This is a genomic window from Psychrobacter sp. JCM 18900 (assembly GCF_904846625.1).
Classification (GTDB): Bacteria; Pseudomonadota; Gammaproteobacteria; order Pseudomonadales; family Moraxellaceae; genus Psychrobacter.
Genome location: NZ_CAJHBL010000006.1, coordinates 152,084 through 172,113 on the forward strand (window position 1 = coordinate 152,084; position 20,030 = coordinate 172,113).

Below are 20,030 nucleotides of genomic sequence, written 5' to 3' on the forward strand. Positions count from 1 at the left end.
ATGCTAAATTATCTTATTCAGTCTATAAAGTTTGTATAGATTTTCAAGCTGTGGCAAATGCTTGTCGTTAGATAATAGTTCTATACCATTTATTTTGGCTGTTGCAAAATGAAATATATCAAACTGGCGCTTGTCGATATTTTTATTCACATTAGCATTATCTGCTTCAAATTTATCTAATCGATATAAATCCGCAGCCAAATCTGCTACATCTTTGCTGATGTCTAAAGTGGTCAGCCCGTTCATGACATTAATATATTTTTTAATCTCACTTTCTTGCGTTTTCCACATAAAGTATCTTAAAAACTCATAGCGAATAAGTGGAGTTATCACTACTTCTACATTGTTTAATGCTATTTCACTACGCAAATTTTTTAAATTCTGTAAAAGCTCAGTATCATTTCCATCACTTTTGCCTTCGAGCAGACCAATCAGATAATTTGTGTCTAAAAGTTTCTCTTTCTCTTTCATGATTGCCCTGCCTCTAACTGCTTAATTTTTTCATCCAATAAGCTTAGTAATGCTTGCTTCGCTTCTGTTTGCTGTGGAGCATTGTCACGAGCCAGCTTAAGCTTGTTGATATCAATATCAAAAGCATCTTTTAATAAATCTACAAACGCTACATTGTTCGGATGCGCTATCAACTCTGTTTTGACCACGCCGTCTTCTTTATTACGGTACAACTCATAGGCTTCGCCATGTTGTAACTGACTTAAAACAATAGCGGAATGGGTGGTGATATAAAACGTCGTATTAGGAAATAGACGTTTTAAAGTAGGAATAATAGTCGCTTGCCACTTGGTATGTAGATGGCTTTCTATTTCATCAATGAATACCACGCCTTTAACACGAGCAATATTGGTTTCATTGGTGAAGTAGCTATAACCTGCGATGATAGATTGCATGATTTTTAGGATTGAAGCAAAGCCACTGGATAATTCTGACAACTCTGTTTTCTTACTCTTTACATTAATAAAAACGCGATTGCTACCTGATATTTCTAAAAAATCTGGTTCAACACGTTCATCTATCTTATTGAGCAGGCTCAATAAAGCTGTGATTTCTAGCTCTCGATTGTCTTCTTTAGCCTGATAAGGATTGGCAGATTGGGCGCGCTGAATAATCCATTCATGAACGTCAATATCCATGTTTGTAGACTGAAAAGCCTCTTCACTAACGAATACCCTCTCTAAATACTTATAATACTTTTCTCTTCTCTGTTCATAACTACCAATTTCATTGATACTTCTTCGATCCATATTCATATCACCGCGCCCTTGAGCACCTATAAATACAGAAGGCGTTGTATGATACGGTGTAGATATATTAAAATTCAAACTTGATGCGGAAGAACTTTTATGTATCCAAGGGTCTTTCAATACATTAGATAAATCTAAATCGTATTTATCAGACTTTAACAAATTAAACAGTTTATTTTCAAAACGAAAATTTGCTATCTCATTTATAAAAAATTTATTATGAATAAACACGGTTGAAAACAACGCCTCTAAGCACTTCGTCTTTCCGATGCCATTCTCACCAATCAGACAATACACTCTTTGGTCAGGTTGAAAGCTAAGATGTACATCACCGACACCTACTAGCTGTTTTATTTGAATGTCATTACCTAACATGGCTTCACCTAATTTTTATTAAACTATTAGTTTGATAATCTAACAGCGAACTTAGAAATACAAGTCGATCAACCGCTAAACACTCGCTCCAACGGCTCGTGCAATCGCAATGCCTTCGTCCACTGTTAAAAACTTGCGCTGGCTTGGGCTATCTTTATAAATGACATCACCGTCTTGAAAAATTAAGCATTCATTGACGGCCAACTGTTGCCATTTTTCATTTTCAGTCAATGGTACGGTGACTAAAATAGTAACTTTATCCGTATCTGTAGTCACATCACCAAAATTAATCGCCATATCATCATCAGCGAGTTTAGCTTCACCAAATGGCGCTTTACGCGTGAGATAAAACAGTAAGCTGCCCGCATAAGCCAGTTGCCACCTGCCATTCGATATTAAGCAATTAAACAACCCATTGGCAGATAGATAACGACATTGCGTAGTCAAAAAATTAAACAGCGTCTTGTCATCAGGACGCGATTTAAAGCTACTTTTTAGACGATTGACCAAATAACAGAATGCCATTTCAGAATCAGTTGAACCGACTGGCTGACAGTGTGAGGCATTGCCGTTGTCTTGTAGACGCTGACACCGTTTGATAAATTCGCTATTCATCTGCCCATTATGCGCAAATACCCACTGCTCGCCCCAGACTTCACGGACGAATGGATGGGTGTTGGCCAAGCAGTTTTGCCCTTGCGTTGCCTTACGAATATGCGCAATGACATTCATGGCTTTGATTGGGTAATTATTGACCAAATCGGCGACTGGCGACAGATGGCTTGGACGATTGTCATGAAACAAACGCAGACCCGTTGAGTCATTTGCCGTCTCATCGTTGGTTTTGTCATTATTGCTACATTCGCTACGTTCAAAAAAGGCAATGCCAAAGCCATCTTCATGACTGTCCGTCATCCCGCCGCGCTTGCGAAACCCTGCAAAGCTAAAGCCAATATCCGTTGGGGTATTACAGTTCATTCCTAAGAGTTGACACATTTAATCGTTACCGCCGTTATTGTCGTCTATTATTGGGTTGCCTTGAGGATCGTTGCTTTGAGCGGCAGATAGCGCTTCAAAGTCAGCATCACTCATTTTATCCAGTAAGGCAGCACCATCAGTTGGGATGGTATCCAAAATGCGCTGAGCGCTTGCCAGATCGGTACTTTCTACCCAGAGAACGATACCCGAGTTCATACCAGGGATAGCGCTGAGCGGTTGCAAGGACACGGTGATGCCGTTATTACGTAGTAGGTTGGCGTGCAGCTCACCTTGCATATTGGTATCGTAGCGCGCCAGTTTGTGCCAGTTGTCAACTTGATCGGTCATGGGGTCGCCTCTAAGGTTTCGGTACTAAAATTAGTACTAGCATTGGTACTAGAATAAATGAATAAGCAATGCTTACGATAATTGATCCAACGTATATTCTTTGATTGCAAACTCACTACTATTTAATGTTTCCTGCGCTTGCTCAGCTTGCGTGATACTGCTAAACACGCCGACTATTTGATGATCTGGTTTGCTTAATAATACGAATACGGTATTTTGCGATTTTTCAACATGCGTCCAATGGTAAGCGGCCAGACGTTTCATCAAGTCAGGGTTTTTGACCATGATGTTGTCACCCGTACGGCCTTCGGTACGATTGTAGTGAATCACATTTAGACGTAATAACCAGAAAATCACCGCGGCTTTTGCTAGCATAACAGGTAGTGCACACTTTTCATCACTGTTTAGCGGGCGAATCGATTCATAACCTTGTAAGAACGCCGCCATTTTGCTCCGGTCAAAGTTAACGGATTCGCCTTGTTCTGCAACGCCCCACGTAGTACAAAAATCATTGATAGTAATGGCAATATCCATCACGTAATGCTCGACACTGACTTCGGTGAAGTCCAATAAACCTGTCAAACGCGCTTCGCCTTTTTGTAGATTCCATAAGGTATTGTCGGCAAACATATCTAAATGGCACAGGCCTTTTGGCAAGGTTGCCAGTGGTAATTCTGAATAAGAGCGCCAGATATCGCTCATCAGCTTGGCTTCGTCACCTGGCATGAACTGCATTTCACGGTCGCGTACGTCTGCCCATGGGTACAAAGGCACGCCGTACTGCTCACTTGGCTGCAATGCTTGTAGCGTTTCATGCAGCATTGCTAATGCCGCACCAATGTCATGACACATTGCTTGCGTGGTTTGATCGGGATGTGAGCCTGCTAAGCACGGCACTAGCGTAATCGCTTTGTCTTCATAATGGATGACATAGCGCTTATCATCACCATCCGTTTGCGAACCATTTGATTCAACAACGGCTAGTGGTGCGGCGACTGGTAGTTTGCCATTTAATTGATTAAGAATAACGGCCATTTTTTCGATATCAGCGGGCGGACGCTCTTCAAATAAAGTGAATACATAAGAGTATGTGTCATCTACATCGTCAGTCGTTTGAATAAACCAGTTTGAGTTTTTAATACCTTGAGTGATCGGAATCGCACGGGCAAACGACACGCCAAAGCTTTGGCAAAAGGCGGCAAACTGGTCATCGGTTAACTGGGTATAGACGGACATGACATCTCACTTATAGCAATTGGATAAGAAGTTAAATAGGATAAATTTATGCGGTAATGACAGCAATTGTACCGCGCATGATAAAACTATGGTGAAAAGCGTAATAATCTTGCGAAAACCTGCCTGAAATAGCAGTGATTTTGCTAGACTAGCGCCTATGAATTGATTATAAGGTGAAAGACCCTATGTTAGCAAAGCGTATCATTCCTTGCTTGGACGTTGACAATGGCCGTGTGGTCAAAGGCGTGCAGTTTGTCGATATAAAAGACGCAGGCGATCCTGTCGAAGTAGCCAAACGCTACAACGAACAGGGCGCTGATGAGATTACTTTTTTGGATATTACTGCGACCAATGATGAGCGCGATACCACTTATCATACTGTTGAGCGCATGGCAGAAACGGTATTCGTTCCGCTGACCGTTGGCGGCGGCGTGCGTAAAATCGCTGATATCCGCAATTTGCTCAATGCTGGCGCGGATAAAGTTGCCATTAACTCAGCAGCCGTATTTACGCCGGAGTTCGTTGGTGAAGCCGCGCAGAAATTTGGCAACCAGTGTATCGTCGTTGCTATCGATGCCAAACGCGTCGCTGATATCAACGTCGATGGTATCGTCGTACCACGTTGGGAGATTTTCACTCATGGTGGCCGTAAGCCAACGGGTATCGATGCCGTTGCTTGGGCGAGCAAAATGGCAGAGCTGGGCGCTGGTGAATTACTGGTCACCTCGATGGACGGTGATGGCACCAAAAAAGGCTACGACTTGGCGCTGATGCAGCAAATTACGAGCCGCGTTAATGTACCAGTTATCGCCTCAGGCGGCGTCGGTAATCTACAACATTTAGCAGAAGGCGTACTAGAAGGCGGCGTTGATGCCGTACTTGCCGCCAGTATTTTTCACTTCGGTGAATACACGGTATTGGAGGCCAAAGAGTATATGGCAGCGCAAGGAATACAGATGCGTCTTTAGCACGCTCGTAATATACAAATAAAACCCAAAAAAATGCTATCATAGCGCTAACCATTTATTTTCGTTCAATTAACTAGGGCAACGCCAAAATAATAGGCGACCGAGTCGATTGAACGCATCAGACTATTTAGCTATTTATTGACGCCTATATTTCAATTGAACGCTTATTAAGCAAAGGATTTTTTATGTCGAACTTACAACAGCAGCGCAACGACGTGACTCATATCGATGGCAACCTACATCAAAACGCTGATGCTCGCATTGGTATCGTTGTCGGTCGTTTTAACGGTTTTGTCGTTGAGTCATTAGTTGATGGTGCAATCGATGCCCTACTCCGTCATGGTGTATTGGGTAGCAACATTACCGTTGTCCGCGTTCCTGGTGCATTCGAGCTACCACTTGTGGCCCAGCGTGCTGCTGAGTCAGATCGTTTTGACGCGATTGTGGCACTGGGTGCAATCATCCGTGGCAGCACGCCGCATTTTGATATTGTAGCTAGCGAATCTGCCAAAGGTTTGAGCGCTGTGGCAATGGATTATAACATCCCTGTTGCTAACGGTATCATCACTACTGACAGCATCGAGCAAGCTATCGAGCGCTCTGGTACTAAAGCGGGCAACAAAGGCTCTGAAGCTGCGATGGTTGTACTAGAAATGATCGCTGTTTTGTCACAGCTAGATATTGATGACAGCATCGATGAAGCGTAAGCTTTAAAGCTCAAATTTATTAGTTTAACTGGTGCTGCTATTTAGTAATAACAGCACCTTATAGCACTAGCCAGCTATCGAAACAATTGGCTACTTTTTGAATTTTCGCCGTATTTCTATACCCTTTAAAAATTTGAATCAGCATAGCTAAAAAGCTAATTTGTTAATTTATATTTTGACTGGGTATCATCTCAAAAATTTAGGTACAGACCCCCTATGACTGACCAACTCAAGCGCGCTATTAGCGCTGCGAAAACCGCACAAGCCAATGATGGACAAGCTGAAGCTACCCGTATAGCGAGCAGTAGTGCGGGTGATCAAACATTCGATATGAGTGAGTCTTCTTACAAGACCAGTCACACTGCTATCCGTAAGGCACGTCGCTTTGCGATGCAGGGCCTATACGAATGGCTCGTTACTGATCGCCGCTTTGATGTAGATGGCAAGCTTGGCTGGAAAGCCAATGCTCCGCACGATATTGCTGCTCGCACGCGTGCAACCAATGCCATGCATACCGTCCATATCGGTTATTATCATGAAATGATGCGCGACATCCCAGAGCAAATTGAAGCGCTCGATGCGCTTATCAGTCAGCATCTCGATCGTGAGGTTGATAAGCTAGATACTGTTGAGCACGCTATCTTGTTGATTGGCGCGTATGAGCTACAAAACCGTGTAGAGATTCCTTACAAGGTCGTGCTTGATGAAGCAATGAAGCTGAATAATCACTTTGGGGCGACTGATGCTCACAAACTGATTAATGCAGTACTGGATAAAATGGCTGGTGAGCTGCGTGCTTTAGAAGTGCAAGCAGATACCAATGCCAATCTACGTACGTCACAAAAAGCGGCGGCTAAACAGTCTGAAGCAAATCCAGTGGATAGCATCGAAACTGCTGCTGAAACAGAAAGCACTATCGTCGATGAGCCGACTGCATCAAACAAGCCGCGTATCAGTGCTAACAAAGCTAACGTTAAACGCAGTAGTGCCAGTAAAGCCAGTGCAAATATCAGTGACTTTAAGGCGAGCAAGAAAAACGCTAACGATACCAAAGACTAAGATTAACCATGAACGAGTTTGAGCTGATTGAGCGTATATTCTCACAGATGCAGGCCACGCATGCGCCATTAACGGGTATCGAAAAGGGTATCGGTGACGACGCGGCGGTGATGGCATTGCCAGCAGGCTCACGCTTGGTTAGCTGTATTGATACACTGGTTCAAGGTCGTCACTTTCATGCTGACTGGCAAAGAGTCGACGAATTAGCGTTTGCGATTGGCTATAAGGCAGTCGCCGTTAATGTCTCAGACATTGCAGCTATGGGTGCGACGCCACATAGTATTATGCTAGCGCTGGCACTACCTGAACGTCTGGCAAATCACGAATGGCTTACTGAATTTGCCAAAGGGCTGTTTCATGCTTGCCAACTGTTTGGCGTGACGCTGATAGGTGGTGATACGACACGCAGTGAGCGTTTAGTACTTAGCATCAGCGCGCAAGGGTTGCTCGCCGCAGATACACCAGCCATTTATCGCTCAGGTGCACAAGTGGGTGATAAGGTTTATGTCTCAGGCACCCTTGGTGATGCCGCTTTCGCCTTGCAGCATCCTGACAGCGCACGAGGTATCGAGTTAGCACATCGTCTACATATGCCAACGCCGCGTATTGCGCTAGGTGCAGCATTGGCAAAGATGGGTGCAACAGCGATGATAGATATTTCCGACGGCCTTTATCAAGATCTTGGTCATATCTGTCAGCAAAGCTCTGTCGGCATGCGCATCCATTTAGACAAGCTACCGAGTAGCGAGTTATTATCTACTATCGATTTGTCTGATCGCTTGTTAGGTCAGCTAGCGGGCGGCGATGATTATGAACTGGCATTTACTTTGCCTGCGCATATTAAACCTCCTACTTGCAATACACCTGTCACCTGTATCGGCGAGGTAATTGCATTAGCAGATCCGATAGCGATAGATACCAAGTCTTCTAATAACTCACGTCTTGAACTGTTTTATAAAAATCAGCCAATGACGCCAACTCAGCCCGCACCATTTCTGACGTGGCCCAATCTTACTGGTTACCAACACTTTACAGGCTAATCCATGACTGATCACGACTTATCTAAGCCTGACATCCGTAAAGCAAATGACTGCCCACCATTACCGGTCGGTGCCAGTATGCTTGACCGTGTGGTTTATTGGCTTGGGCTAGGTTTAGGTAGTGGTCTGCCGCGCCGTGCACCTGGCACTTGGGGTACCGTTGGTGGGCTGATTGTGGGCGTGCCCCTCATGAGTCTAGGTTTTATTCCTTTTTTACTGCTGACTATTTTATCTTGTTTGGTTGGTATCTGGATCTGTGGGCGTACTTCTGAATTAATGCAGGTGCACGATGATCCACATATTGTGTGGGATGAATGGGCAGGCATGTGGATTACCTTATTACCGTTATCTTACATTTTGTCTTATTTATTTCCTAAGCCTGAAAACACATTGTCGTTAATGATGATGCCTATGTTTTGGGGCTGGCTACCGACAGCCTTTATCCTATTTCGCATATTTGATATCTTAAAGCCGCCACCGATCGGCTGGGCAGACAAAAAAGTTGCTGGCGGTCTTGGGGTAATGTTAGATGATATTATTGCAGGCATCATGGCAGCGGTCATTTGGTTGGTTATTTACATCATTGTGATGATGTTCATGTCTTTTTGATATTAGCGCACAGAAATATTTACTACAGTTTTAGCTGTCTTATATATTTGATTTTACTTACTTAAGTTATTGGTACTCAAATTACAAAGCCTGCACATCACAGCGTTTTTATAAATGAGCATTTGCGCTATAATCCAATATTATATTTTGTTACATTTGCGAGCCTATTATGACATCTCCTCTTTCTGTAATTATTTTAGCTGCCGGTAAAGGCACACGTATGCAATCGGCAAAGCCAAAGGTATTGCAGACATTGGCTGGGAAGTCTTTATTAGGTCATGTGCTAGATACTTGTCATCAGTTAACTGTTGATGAAACCATCATTGTTCATGGCTTTGGTGGTGATCAAGTAAAGTCAGAGATTACCAATCAATATACACAAGCATCGATTACTTGGGTTGCTCAAACTGAGCAATTGGGAACTGGCCATGCGGTCAAAGTGACACTGTCTGATTTACCCAAGTCAGGACAAAGTCTTATTCTTTACGGTGATGTGCCATTGGTCAGCTGTCAAACGCTAACGGCATTAAAAACTGCCAATATTGATGGCATGTCGATGCTGACGCTGACGGTCGATAATCCGTTTGGATTGGGTCGTATTAAGCGTGACCAAGCCGGTAATATTGAAGCCATCGTTGAACAAAAAGATGCCAATGCTGAAGAGCAAAGTATTAAAGAAATTAACAGCGGCATTTACTGCGTCGACAATGCGCTACTGCACAAATATTTGCCTGAGCTCTCTAACGACAATGCACAGCAAGAATATTATCTGACGGATATCGTTAAAATGGCAGTCGCCGATGGTATTACTATCGCGGCGATTGAGCCTGAGCATACGTTTGAGATTGAAGGAGTTAATAACCGCCAACAGCTTGCTAGTCTAGAGCGCACTTGGCAGCGCAAGCTAGTTGCTGATTTACAAGAAGCTGGCGTACAGTTTGCCGACCCTACTCGTGTCGATATTCGTGGTACGTTGAGCGCTGGTCAAGATGTGTTTATTGACGTCAATGTGGTATTTGAAGGTGACTGTACCTTGGGTGACAACGTCTATATCGAAGCAGGCTGTGTCATCAAAAATGCCCAGATTGGTAATGCCTGCTACATCAAAGCGTATTGTGTGATCGATCGCGCTGATATCGGTGCTGGTGTTGATATCGGGCCTTTTGCGCATTTGCGTCCTGATACCGTACTATCTGATAACAGCAAAGTTGGTAACTTTGTCGAAATTAAAAAATCGACTATTGGTCAAGGCAGTAAAGTAAATCACTTAAGCTACGTCGGCGATGCGACTGTCGGTACAGGCGTGAATATCGGTGCTGGTGTCATTACCTGTAACTATGACGGTGCTAATAAATCGCAAACCATCATTGAAGACAATGCTTTTATCGGCTCCAATGCTAGCTTAGTTGCGCCAGTGACGATTGGCGATACTGCTACCGTTGCTGCTGGTTCTGTGATTACTAAAGACGTTGATCGTAGTGCGTTAGCGTTTGGCCGTGCGCGTCAAGTACAAAAAAATGACTTTCAACGACCCACTAAAAAATAATTGCTCATTGGTGGTTTAGCCAACCTCAGTCATTTTTGAATAAACCTAAGCAGTACGGCAATCTTTGTGGTGCTGCTTCATCATATTTATCTGTTGATGACTCATCATTAATGACCCACCAAATTATTTGATCTTGCAACATTATATATTGAACTACTAAAATTTGAATCTAAGGAATAGCCATGTGTGGAATTGTAGGCGCCGTTGCTGAGCGAAATATCGCTAATATCTTACTTGAAGGCTTAAAGCGTTTAGAATATCGTGGCTATGACTCAGCTGGCCTGACGGTTATTCGTGATGGTGAACTACACCGTGAGCGCCAAGTAGGTAAAGTACAGGCACTGGTTGATGCCGTTGCAATCAATCCAGAGTTTTTTAATGGTTACATCGGTATTGCTCATACGCGCTGGGCAACTCATGGTGAGCCAGCACAACGTAATGCGCATCCACATGTGTCAGGCAAAATTGCGGTCGTTCATAACGGTATCGTCGAAAACTATGCTGAACTAAAAGAAGAGCTAATAGCCAAAGGCTACGTGTTTACTTCACAGACAGATACTGAAGTTGTGGCGCATCTAATCCATGATATCTACAAAAAAACGCCTGACTTGTTAGAAGCGGTCCGTACCATTATCCCGCTACTGCACGGTGCTTTTGCATTGGGTATCGTACACGTAGATTGCCCTGATGAGCTCATTACTGTACGTCTAGGTTCACCTTTAGTGATTGGTGTCGGTATCGGTGAGAATTTTATCGCATCAGATCAGTTGGCTTTGCTGCCGGTGACCAATCGCTTTATGTATCTAGAAGAAGGTGATATCGCCAAATTAACTCGTAATAGCATTCAAGTTTATGCAGATGGTGTTGAAGTCCAACGTCAGATACATGAGATTGATGCAACTCAGCACAATGCCGATAAAGGCGAGTTCAAGCATTATATGCTCAAAGAGATTTACGAGCAGCCAGATGCTGTCGCTCGTACGATAGAGATGGCTTTGGATAATAGCGAAACGACTAAACTACGCGACGATTTTTTACAGCGTCATGAGGCACTATTATCAGGTATTCGTCATGTACAAGTGATTGCTTGTGGTACCAGTTATCATGCCGGTATGGTCGCAAAATACTGGTTTGAGAGCCTTATTCGTATACCTTGCTCGGTCGAGGTTGCCAGCGAATTCCGCTATCGCAATCCTGTTGTCGTCGATAATACTTTGGTCATCTGTATTTCTCAATCTGGTGAAACGGCTGACACCTTATCAGCGTTACGTGATATTCAGAAGCAAACGCCAGCAGGCTTAGTCAGCTTGGCACTATGTAATGTACCGACTTCATCGCTGGTACGTGAAACAGATATTTTCTTACCGACGTTGGCAGGACCTGAGATTGGCGTCGCCTCTACCAAAGCATTTACCACTCAGCTTGTGGCTTTGATATTATTGATATTAAAAGTTGGTGTCACGCAGAAACGCATGACTGACGAACACTTAAATACGTTATTAAGTGAATTACATCAATTACCAGGACAACTCTACGCCAGCTTAAACCTTGATGGTCCTATCAAGACTATGAGTGAAAGCTTTGAAGATAAGAAAAGCTGTCTATTTTTAGGTCGCGGGCTACAGTTCCCGATTGCTCTAGAAGGTGCCCTAAAGCTAAAAGAAATTTCTTACATTCATGCAGAAGGTTATGCGGCAGGTGAACTCAAACACGGTCCATTGGCATTGGTCGATAAAGACATGCCCATCGTCGTACTAGCGCCCAAAGACAGTATGTTTGATAAATTAAAAGCCAACATGCAAGAAGTGCATGCACGTCATGGCGAGCTATTTGTATTCGCTAGTGAAGCTAGTCAGATGGTCGCGGAAGATAGACTACACTTAGTATATGTACCCGATGTTTGCGAGACGCTCGCCCCCATCGTCTACAGCGTGCCTGTGCAATTGTTGTCATATCATGTAGCAGTAATGCGTGGCACAGACGTCGACCAGCCACGCAATTTGGCAAAATCAGTCACGGTAGAATAAGAAAATCACTCTACGACAGCTCTGAAAAAGACAAGTATTTATCCCTGCTATTGTCAACTCAGTAGCAGGGGTTTTTTATGATTTTAAAACGACCTACTAGTAGTTTAAAAAAGTAATAATAATTGCCTGAGCAAAAATTAAATAAAAATACTTAGACCCAGTTCCAAATAATTCGCATATTTTAAAAACTGGTGAAAAGTAGAATTTCGATACAAAAAAAATAGTGACACTCTATCTATTAATTAGAGTATCACTATTATTGCGCTTATTTGAGGGCTACATTGAGTTGCCTGTAACGACGTTTAGTCTCTTTCTAGCACCACTCTATAGCGAGCATTACCACTCTCTAATCGCTCAAACGCTTCATTAATCTCAGACATTTTGTATGTTTCAGTGACTGGCTGAATATTATGGCGCGCAGCAAAATCTAGCATTTTACGCAGCATCGATGGTGAGCCAACTGGCGAGCCTGATAGACTGTTCTGAGCCATAATCATTGGTGCAGCCGATATCTCTAGTGGCGCTTCCAACAGTCCAACAAAATGCAGCTTACCTTTTGGTCTTAGCGTCTTGATCACGACATCCCAGTTCATATCAACGTTCACTGTTGAGATGATTAGATCGAAAGAACCTGCGGCTTTTTCAATTTCGCTATCATCTCTTGAGTTTAGTGAATGGTGAGCGCCCATCTCTTTTGCTTCTTCCATTTTTGATTCACTGGTAAATGCCGTCACTTCACAGCCCCACGCATTGGCAAACTGCAATGCCAAATGACCCAAGCCACCAATACCAATTATAGCCACTCTAGAAGTTGGTTTGATGTCGTACTGCATAAGTGGGTTAAACACTGTGACACCGCCACATAGCAGTGGTCCTACCGCGTTAAAATCAAGCCCTTCAGGTATCTTGATGACGCTAGTATCTTTTGCGCGTACTTTATCTGCAAAGCCGCCGTGGTTACCAATGATCGTACCTTCTTGCTCAGGGCATAGGTTGTGGTCTCCATCAATGCATAGATCACAAACGTTACAATACCCTTTGTGCCAGCCAAGTCCGACTTTATCGCCCAACTCTAGATGCTTGACATGCTTGCCCTTATTAAGGACTTTACCTGCAACCTCATGCCCACCGACAAACGGATATTGAGTCATACCCCATTCGTTTTGCCACATCGATAAATCACTATGGCAGATACCGCAGCTATGTACTTCGATTTCTACTTCGTGATCGCCTAGAGCACCTGGGTCATATTCATAAGGCTCAAATTTGCCACCTTTCTCTTTTGCTGCATATGCGTTAATCATAGTTATTCCTTATTTTCTAGTTTTTTAAAGATTAGTTTATAGCGATTGGTTTATCGTTCTAGAAGCTATTAATATGTTAGTAAAATTAAAATAGCGCTATAAGAGGTAAACAATTTCTTCAATTAATTTGGTTGGACAGACTATAGCAAAGACTGACCTACTTAATCCATTCAACTTACCAGTTTTAGACTAACGTCATACAAAGAGTCATACTTAACAGGCGGTAACTCATCAAAAACACTGCTTATCGTCAGCAACATTGTTTTGCTAATTGTTTGATTACTTATATAGTGCACGTCTTCTTCGATAACCTGTTAGTTTTGGCGTCTTCATTACCTGCAATAAAAGACAGCCTATCATGAGTGACATTCCTAGCCAGCCGATAGGAGAGAATGTTTCACCGATTATAATGGTAGCCAATATAGTGGCCACAATAGGTTCTAATAACGTGATAAGCGTCGCTTTGCTCGCCTCAATCACTCTCAACGCTTGACCAAAAAGTAAATAACCAAAGAACATCGGCGCAATTGCCAGATATAGGGCAACGCTTATATGTTTTGCATCCAAAAACAGGTTTTCCCCTGTTAATAATAATGATGGCAACAATAAGATTGCCGACAGACCAAACATACTGGCCATTGCTGATTTAGAATTTACCCCGTTCTCTATCATCTGACGTGCTGTCCATGAATATGTGGCATAGGTCAATCCTGCGACTAATCCTAATAAAATGCCTAATATTCGATTATTTGCTTGTGCGTTTATATCTAAATATTGGGTTTTCCCTAAAGTCAGAAAAATAACACCAACCACACCAAATATAAAACTTACCACCCATCGACTAGTGACTATTTTATTGCTAATCAGACGCTCCATGATAATAGTGAAAAATGGTGCGCTAGCAATTGAGATCACTGTACCAATAGCGACACCTGCCAATCTCATAGAGGAATAAAAAGCTAAAGGATAGATAGCAACGCATAGGCTACCGATGAATAAGAGACTGGGCTGAGAAAATAATTTTTGCCTATCGCTTGATAAATTATTCTTAGCATTCAATACTAGCAATACACCGCCCACCCCCATCGAAAACGCACCAACGGCTAATGGACTAACATCAGGTATAAAAGCAGAGGCTGTACCTGTCGTTCCCCAAAGGACACTGGCAGCTATCACACATAGAACAGCACTTAGACTAGATTTATTCTGCAGCATAGTAGCTACCTCTAACGTTATAATGAATAACATTATTATAGAGAGTTACAGAATAGAATTTTTGCAGATTAGACGGTTTGTATGTCTGGTTAGACGTGTTTTAATTTGGAAGGGGCAATACCAAAATATTTAGAAAATCGGCGGCTAAAAGCGCTAACATCCGTATAACCAACCAGTTCGGCTATGATAGCGATAGGTGAATCAGTATGTAGTAATAAAGCTTGCGCCTTTTGCATCCTGATCTTTGTGATGTACTCAGTGACAGTTTGGTTTGTTTGCAGTTTGAAGTTCTTTTTGAACTGCGTAGCACTGAGACAAGAGATATCCGCCAACACTTCGACAGAAAGGTTTTTAGCAAAATTGTGGTGAATATATGCGACGACTTCTCTAATTCGAGCATCATATTGCACAAATAGATTTTGTTGTTCTAGGAGTTTATAAAAGGTATCAAACATCAGTCTCTCAACTTCAGGATTGATTTGATACCTTAACTGATTTTCTGAAAACTCCAAAAATGCCAACAATGGCGAACTTATAGAAAAGACAACTTGTGATGAATGAAGCACATTGTCTGGCAAGAAATCTGTATCCACAACGATAAACTTTGCATTCTCCTCAGCGCTGAAATAGTGCTTTTCATTTGCCTTGACGACAACACATTCGCTTGGAATCACTTTTCCAGTATAGCTCCCAACTTCGATATTGATTACCCCTCGCAAAGGCAAAACAATCTGATGAAAGCCATGAGAATGCCCTCTAGTCTGACGAGTATATGACCTAATTGAGAGCGTGTTAATCATACATCGTTTTCCACATTGCTATTATTGTGTCGTGTCTTAGCTCACTATTGGCTCACTATTGGCTCACTATTGGCTCACTATTGGCTCACTATTGGGTTAGCTATTTGGCTATCTATGAAAAGTGACTATTAGAGGTCGCTAGGTTTGCCATGTGGAGCTAGCCATTTAGCAAACCATCCTGATAGGTCATCCATCAAGGTATAGACGACAGGAATAACAACCAAGCTCAATAGCGTAGAGGTCACCAGACCACCCAGCACCGCTGCTGCCATCGGTCGCCTAAAAGTAGGATCTGCATCGCCCCAACCAAATACTAGAGGCAACATACCTGCACCCATCGCAATGGTCGTCATGATAATAGGCCGTGCACGCTTACGGCATGCATCTACGATAGCCTCAAAACGCGCCAGCCCTCGGCGCTGGGCAATCAACGCGTAATCGACCAGCAGGATTGAGTTTTTGGTCGCAATACCCATAAGCATAATAAAGCCAATCATCGAAGGCATTGATAAGCTACTATTGGTAATAACTAAGCCAACAAACGCCCCACCGATCGACAGAGGTAAGGCCATTAGAATGGTAAAAGGCTGCAACAAACGACCAAATAGCAGAATAAGTACGCCTAAAATACAAACTACCCCGACGGACATCGCAATGATAAATCCACTAAAGAGGTCTGCCATGTTTTCTGCTTGGCCCTGATCAATGATGGTAATCGAAGGCGGCAATTGTTGCATGGTCGGTACTGCTTTGACCGCTTGTACCAAATCGCCAAGCTCGCCACTCGCAGGTTGTACCGTGATACTAATGGCACGCTCTCGATCCAATCTACTAATCTGCGCAGGCCCAGTGCCAAAGTCTAGTGTAGCAACCTCACCGACGCGCACGCCTTGACCGGCAGGCATAGTACTCGGCACGTACAAACCCTCTAGCTGGCTAACATTTTGCTTAGCCACATCCGGCAGACGTACGACGATTGGTACTTGACGTGTATCAAGATTAAGCTTGGACAATTGCTGTTCGTAGTCACCTACGGTCGCCACACGTAAAGTCGTAGCGATATCTTGCGTCGTGACCCCTTTATCCGCCATTGCCAACCTATCTGGCGTTACTGTTAGCTCTTGGCGTGGCAGACTGCGATCACTGGTCACAGCGCCTGCACTTGGTAGTCCTCGAATCTCAGACATGATTTTTTGTGCAGTTTGTTCAAGCAATTGCGGATTGGTACTGGTCAATGAAAAGTTATAACCGCTCTCACCACCACTTGATAAGCCGACTGTAAACCGTGCTCCTGGCACTTCTGTCATCAGTTTGCTAATTTTGCGCTCTATCTCTTGCTTGGTGCCTCGTTCTGCACGCGGAGCAAGCACGATATCCAAGCCCGCGATGTTTTCAGCCTTACCGCCGCCACCATCTGACGCACCCATCGATGCCTGCGCCTCTCCCACTGAAGTAAAGATATTGGTCACCTCAGGCATGGCCAAAATACGAGCACTCGCTAGCGCCGCCACGCGCTCAGTATCTGCCAACGACACGTCAGGTGTCAGCTCAATAGCCACTCGAGTTTGATCGATATCATTATCAGGGATAAATGACGTCGGTAGCAGCTTAACCAGAGCTAGCGATGCCACAAATAAAACAAGTGTTGCACCCATGGTTATCCAGCGATGATGTAGGGTCCAAGACACAATTTTAAGATAGTACTTCATCATCGCGCTTTGTTTTTCGACGTGCTTTTTCTCAGGTCGTAAGATATAAGCTGCCATCATGGGGGTAATTAGGCGCGCCACCATCAGCGAGGCAAAAATTGATAAGGCAGCCGTCCAACCAAACTGACGGAAAAACTGTCCAACGATGCCGCCCATAAAGGCCGTTGGTAAAAACACCGCAATCAAAGTAAAAGTAGTGGCGACGACGGCGAGACCGATTTCATCAGCAGCTTCCATCGCCGCTTCATAAGGCGTCTTACCCATACGTAGATGGCGTATGATGTTTTCGACTTCAACGATTGCATCATCGACCAGCACCCCAATGACCAATGATAATGCCAGCAGTGAGATGATATTAAGACTAAAGCCAAACAGATACATACCCAAAAAGGTTGGAATGACTGATAATGGCAAAGCGACCGCAGCAACGATAGTCGCGCGTATATTGCGCAAAAACAGGAAGACTACCACTACAGCCAACAGCCCACCTTCGATGAGCATTCTTAACGAGGCTTCATAATCTTCTGCAATGGGTGTGGCTCGGTCATAGACTTTTTCAATACTGATATTACCGACATCAGCGGTCAGCTTGGCAAGCTCCTCATCAACCAGCTCCATCACATCGACTTCACTGGCACCGCGCGAGCGAGTGATGTTAAATGCCACTACGGTTTGACCGTCTAGCTTGGCAATCGAGCTTGGATCTGCTGCGCCATCAGTGATCTTTGCCATACGTCCTAAAGCCTGTGTCCCCCCTGTAGGGACAGCTACTTGCAAATCGTTTAGCTCATTTGCTCGCTCAACAGCACCGAGAACACGGATGGTCTGAGTCGTATTGCCAACTTCCGCCTCCCCACCAGAACTGTCTTGCTGGATACCAGCGATTTGCTGTGATAATTGCGAAATAGAAAACTTTAGACCACTTAACGCAATCGGGTCGGCAGCAACCGTAATCTCACGCTGCAACCCGCCAACACGGCTCACGGTACTAACGCCTGGTATGTCAGATAGCCGCTTGGTAACGGTATCATCGACAAACCACGATAGATCCTCCACGCTCATATTTTCAGCAGCGACAGAGTACGTAACTACTGGAAACCCAGCAGTAGATACTTTGGTAATAATAGGATCGTTAGCTGCCGCTGGCAGATCACCACGTACTTCGCCGACTGCTGACCGCACATCGTCTACCGCTTCTTGAATGTCTTTTTCTAAGGTAAATTCAGTGGCAATGGTTGCCGCACCCGTCTGTAGCGTGGTGCGAATATGACTCACGCCTTCGATACTGGTCAGTTTATTTTCGATCTTCTTTGCAATATCGTTTTCGAGCTGTGAAGGCGCAGCACCCGGTAGCGTTACCGTGACTACCACCGCTGGCAAGTCTATATCCGGAAACTGCTGGACTTTCATTTTCATGAAACCGTAAATGCCGCCCAACGTCAGCAGCACAAACAGCAAGATAGCAACGAGCGGATTTTTGATCGAATAAGCGGAGACGTTTAAGCTCATGGCTGTGCCTGCACTGGCTTACTGGTTTGGGTTACACCATCAACAACACGCACTAGGTCACCATCATTTAAGAAGCTACCACCCTGTTTTACGATACGACTGTCACTTGGCAAAGGCTCTAGCACTGCTACGCTCTCGCCCAATCGCTCACCCAATGTCACTCGCTGCTGCTTGATACGTCCCATCGACCGATCGTCTCGAGTAGTCGATTCGGTAACGAGCATCACATAATCATAACCATCATTACTGACTACTGCGCTATTAGGAATCGTTTGCGTACTAGTACTTCCTAATAGGAACTCGCCTGTTTGATACATGCCCGCACGTATCTTTGAGTTGGCAGCTAGGCTGGCATAAATCGTAATTTGGCGGTTGTTGTCTGCGGTTGGTGCGATGCGGTTTACTTGCCCCATCACTGTATCACCACCCGGCAGACTGACTTGTACAGGCGTACCGACGTTTATATCCCCGATAAGCTTAGGATCTATATCTGCTCGCCATTCCAAAATGCCGCCTTTGATAATCGTAAATAATGGATCCCCGCCTGCCACCTGCCCAACTTCTACCATTTTTTCACTGATAATACCGCTGACAGGAGCGACGACTTTTGCGTTCTCTAATGTTAAACGCTGATTGCTCAAACGAGCTTTGGACGCTTGCAAAGAAGCTCTGGCACGTACTTCCGAGGTACGGTAGCGGTCGGCTTCTTGTTTGCTGATGGCATCGATATCGATCAATGGCAGCACACGTGCAGCATCAGCGCTGGCATTGGCAAGGGTGGCTTCCGCTTCTGCGACATCTGCTTGCGCCTGTAGTACTTGCTGCTCCATAGCATCAGTGTCGAACACAGCTAAAACTTGACCCGCTCTAACCCGGTCACCTTCTTCGACCAAGATACGCTCGATAGCCACACCATTGACTTTTGCACTGACGTTCGCAGTATCCTTAGCATTAATGGTTCCATCGGCACTGAGCGTGCTGCCGATATCATCTTGGCTTGGACTGACTGTTTCTACTGAGAGTACTGATTGCTCAATACTAGCATCGCTACCAGTTGCCTGATCGTTTGCGACAGAATTAGAAGTTGCTGACTCATCTGTAGCTGCATTACTATCATTGCCCCAGTACTTCCCAAGCAGCACCCCTATCACTAGCACGGCTGCCAATACGGGCCACAACCATATTGGTGGTTTTGCAGATGGCCTTTTAGATACAGTGTCAGGTTGACGATATGGCGGCAACTCAGATTCAGCTGACGGCTTAGGATGGGTTTCTTCAAAATCGCTCATGATAACTCTCTGTAGGTACAGTCAATATTGAAATACTCGATATAGAATGACT

Annotated in this window: 17 protein-coding genes; 7 read left to right on the plus strand and 10 right to left on the minus strand. The window is 44.2% G+C overall.

What is annotated here, in order from left to right; genetic code table 11:
- Positions 1-3 precede the first annotated feature (3 nt).
- The 5 genes from JMX96_RS11980 to JMX96_RS12000 all read right to left on the minus strand — a co-directional run bounded on the left by JMX96_RS11980 (position 4) and on the right by JMX96_RS12000 (position 4,196).
- A complete protein-coding gene (locus JMX96_RS11980; protein WP_201569301.1) occupies positions 4-471 on the minus strand; it encodes a type II toxin-antitoxin system VapC family toxin in 468 nt (155 codons plus the stop codon).
- Positions 468-1,634, minus strand: a complete 1,167-nt coding sequence (locus JMX96_RS11985; RefSeq protein WP_201569303.1) for an AAA family ATPase — start codon at positions 1,632-1,634, stop codon at positions 468-470. Before JMX96_RS11985 ends, JMX96_RS11980 begins: the two co-directional genes overlap by 4 nt.
- A gap of 75 nt (positions 1,635-1,709) precedes the next feature.
- A complete protein-coding gene (locus tag JMX96_RS11990; RefSeq protein WP_057762068.1) occupies positions 1,710-2,630 on the minus strand; it encodes a class II glutamine amidotransferase in 921 nt (306 codons plus the stop codon).
- Positions 2,631-2,960: a hypothetical protein gene (locus JMX96_RS11995; RefSeq protein ID WP_227677039.1), complete on the minus strand. Its 330-nt coding sequence runs from the start codon at positions 2,958-2,960 to the stop codon at positions 2,631-2,633.
- Between the two features lie 72 nt (positions 2,961-3,032).
- The gene (locus JMX96_RS12000) at positions 3,033-4,196 is read right to left on the minus strand and encodes a homoserine kinase (RefSeq protein WP_201569305.1); all 1,164 of its coding nucleotides are present in this window, start codon (positions 4,194-4,196) and stop codon (positions 3,033-3,035) included.
- Positions 4,197-4,381: 185 nt separating this feature from the next.
- Here JMX96_RS12000 and hisF point away from each other — a divergent pair, with 185 nt between their 5' ends.
- From hisF to glmS, 7 genes are all read left to right on the plus strand, one after another.
- A complete protein-coding gene (gene hisF / locus JMX96_RS12005; protein ID WP_101205985.1) occupies positions 4,382-5,164 on the plus strand; it encodes an imidazole glycerol phosphate synthase subunit HisF in 783 nt (260 codons plus the stop codon).
- A 185-nt stretch (positions 5,165-5,349) separates the two neighbouring features.
- Positions 5,350-5,871, plus strand: coding sequence for a 6,7-dimethyl-8-ribityllumazine synthase (gene ribE, locus JMX96_RS12010; RefSeq protein ID WP_201569307.1), 522 nt, complete (start codon positions 5,350-5,352; stop codon positions 5,869-5,871).
- A gap of 216 nt (positions 5,872-6,087) precedes the next feature.
- Positions 6,088-6,930: a transcription antitermination factor NusB gene (gene nusB, locus JMX96_RS12015; RefSeq protein WP_201569309.1), complete on the plus strand. Its 843-nt coding sequence runs from the start codon at positions 6,088-6,090 to the stop codon at positions 6,928-6,930.
- A gap of 8 nt (positions 6,931-6,938) precedes the next feature.
- Positions 6,939-7,970: a thiamine-phosphate kinase gene (gene thiL / locus JMX96_RS12020; protein ID WP_201569312.1), complete on the plus strand. Its 1,032-nt coding sequence runs from the start codon at positions 6,939-6,941 to the stop codon at positions 7,968-7,970.
- A gap of 3 nt (positions 7,971-7,973) precedes the next feature.
- Positions 7,974-8,579: a phosphatidylglycerophosphatase A gene (locus tag JMX96_RS12025; RefSeq protein WP_201569314.1), complete on the plus strand. Its 606-nt coding sequence runs from the start codon at positions 7,974-7,976 to the stop codon at positions 8,577-8,579.
- Between the two features lie 169 nt (positions 8,580-8,748).
- Positions 8,749-10,125, plus strand: a complete 1,377-nt coding sequence (gene glmU, locus JMX96_RS12030) for a bifunctional UDP-N-acetylglucosamine diphosphorylase/glucosamine-1-phosphate N-acetyltransferase GlmU (protein WP_201569316.1) — start codon at positions 8,749-8,751, stop codon at positions 10,123-10,125.
- Between the two features lie 182 nt (positions 10,126-10,307).
- On the plus strand, positions 10,308-12,152 hold the full coding sequence (gene glmS, locus JMX96_RS12035) for a glutamine--fructose-6-phosphate transaminase (isomerizing) (RefSeq protein ID WP_201569318.1): 1,845 nt from the start codon (positions 10,308-10,310) through the stop codon (positions 12,150-12,152).
- Between the two features lie 302 nt (positions 12,153-12,454).
- Here the strand turns inward: glmS and ahr are convergent, their stop codons facing one another.
- From ahr to JMX96_RS12060, 5 genes are all read right to left on the minus strand, one after another.
- Positions 12,455-13,456, minus strand: a complete 1,002-nt coding sequence (ahr, locus tag JMX96_RS12040) for an NADPH-dependent aldehyde reductase Ahr (RefSeq protein ID WP_227677040.1) — start codon at positions 13,454-13,456, stop codon at positions 12,455-12,457.
- A gap of 279 nt (positions 13,457-13,735) precedes the next feature.
- Positions 13,736-14,671, minus strand: a complete 936-nt coding sequence (locus JMX96_RS12045) for a DMT family transporter (protein WP_201569320.1) — start codon at positions 14,669-14,671, stop codon at positions 13,736-13,738.
- Positions 14,672-14,760: 89 nt separating this feature from the next.
- The gene (locus tag JMX96_RS12050; RefSeq protein WP_201569322.1) at positions 14,761-15,471 is read right to left on the minus strand and encodes an AraC family transcriptional regulator; all 711 of its coding nucleotides are present in this window, start codon (positions 15,469-15,471) and stop codon (positions 14,761-14,763) included.
- A 128-nt stretch (positions 15,472-15,599) separates the two neighbouring features.
- The gene (locus JMX96_RS12055) at positions 15,600-18,689 is read right to left on the minus strand and encodes an efflux RND transporter permease subunit (RefSeq protein ID WP_201569324.1); all 3,090 of its coding nucleotides are present in this window, start codon (positions 18,687-18,689) and stop codon (positions 15,600-15,602) included.
- Positions 18,686-19,978, minus strand: coding sequence for an efflux RND transporter periplasmic adaptor subunit (locus JMX96_RS12060; RefSeq protein WP_201569326.1), 1,293 nt, complete (start codon positions 19,976-19,978; stop codon positions 18,686-18,688). The genes JMX96_RS12055 and JMX96_RS12060 overlap by 4 nt, the downstream gene beginning before the upstream one ends.
- Positions 19,979-20,030: the final 52 nt, after the last annotated feature.

Coding starts and splice junctions, on each gene's coding strand:
- JMX96_RS11980 (WP_201569301.1), bottom strand. CDS start 471: ATGAAAGAGAAAGAGAAACTTTTAGACACAAATTATCTGATTGGTCTG.
- JMX96_RS11985 (WP_201569303.1), bottom strand. CDS start 1,634: ATGTTAGGTAATGACATTCAAATAAAACAGCTAGTAGGTGTCGGTGAT.
- JMX96_RS11990 (WP_057762068.1), bottom strand. CDS start 2,630: ATGTGTCAACTCTTAGGAATGAACTGTAATACCCCAACGGATATTGGC.
- JMX96_RS11995 (WP_227677039.1), bottom strand. CDS start 2,960: ATGACCGATCAAGTTGACAACTGGCACAAACTGGCGCGCTACGATACC.
- JMX96_RS12000 (WP_201569305.1), bottom strand. CDS start 4,196: ATGTCCGTCTATACCCAGTTAACCGATGACCAGTTTGCCGCCTTTTGC.
- hisF (WP_101205985.1), top strand. CDS start 4,382: ATGTTAGCAAAGCGTATCATTCCTTGCTTGGACGTTGACAATGGCCGT.
- ribE (WP_201569307.1), top strand. CDS start 5,350: ATGTCGAACTTACAACAGCAGCGCAACGACGTGACTCATATCGATGGC.
- nusB (WP_201569309.1), top strand. CDS start 6,088: ATGACTGACCAACTCAAGCGCGCTATTAGCGCTGCGAAAACCGCACAA.
- thiL (WP_201569312.1), top strand. CDS start 6,939: ATGAACGAGTTTGAGCTGATTGAGCGTATATTCTCACAGATGCAGGCC.
- JMX96_RS12025 (WP_201569314.1), top strand. CDS start 7,974: ATGACTGATCACGACTTATCTAAGCCTGACATCCGTAAAGCAAATGAC.
- glmU (WP_201569316.1), top strand. CDS start 8,749: ATGACATCTCCTCTTTCTGTAATTATTTTAGCTGCCGGTAAAGGCACA.
- glmS (WP_201569318.1), top strand. CDS start 10,308: ATGTGTGGAATTGTAGGCGCCGTTGCTGAGCGAAATATCGCTAATATC.
- ahr (WP_227677040.1), bottom strand. CDS start 13,456: ATGATTAACGCATATGCAGCAAAAGAGAAAGGTGGCAAATTTGAGCCT.
- JMX96_RS12045 (WP_201569320.1), bottom strand. CDS start 14,671: ATGCTGCAGAATAAATCTAGTCTAAGTGCTGTTCTATGTGTGATAGCT.
- JMX96_RS12050 (WP_201569322.1), bottom strand. CDS start 15,471: ATGATTAACACGCTCTCAATTAGGTCATATACTCGTCAGACTAGAGGG.
- JMX96_RS12055 (WP_201569324.1), bottom strand. CDS start 18,689: ATGAGCTTAAACGTCTCCGCTTATTCGATCAAAAATCCGCTCGTTGCT.
- JMX96_RS12060 (WP_201569326.1), bottom strand. CDS start 19,978: ATGAGCGATTTTGAAGAAACCCATCCTAAGCCGTCAGCTGAATCTGAG.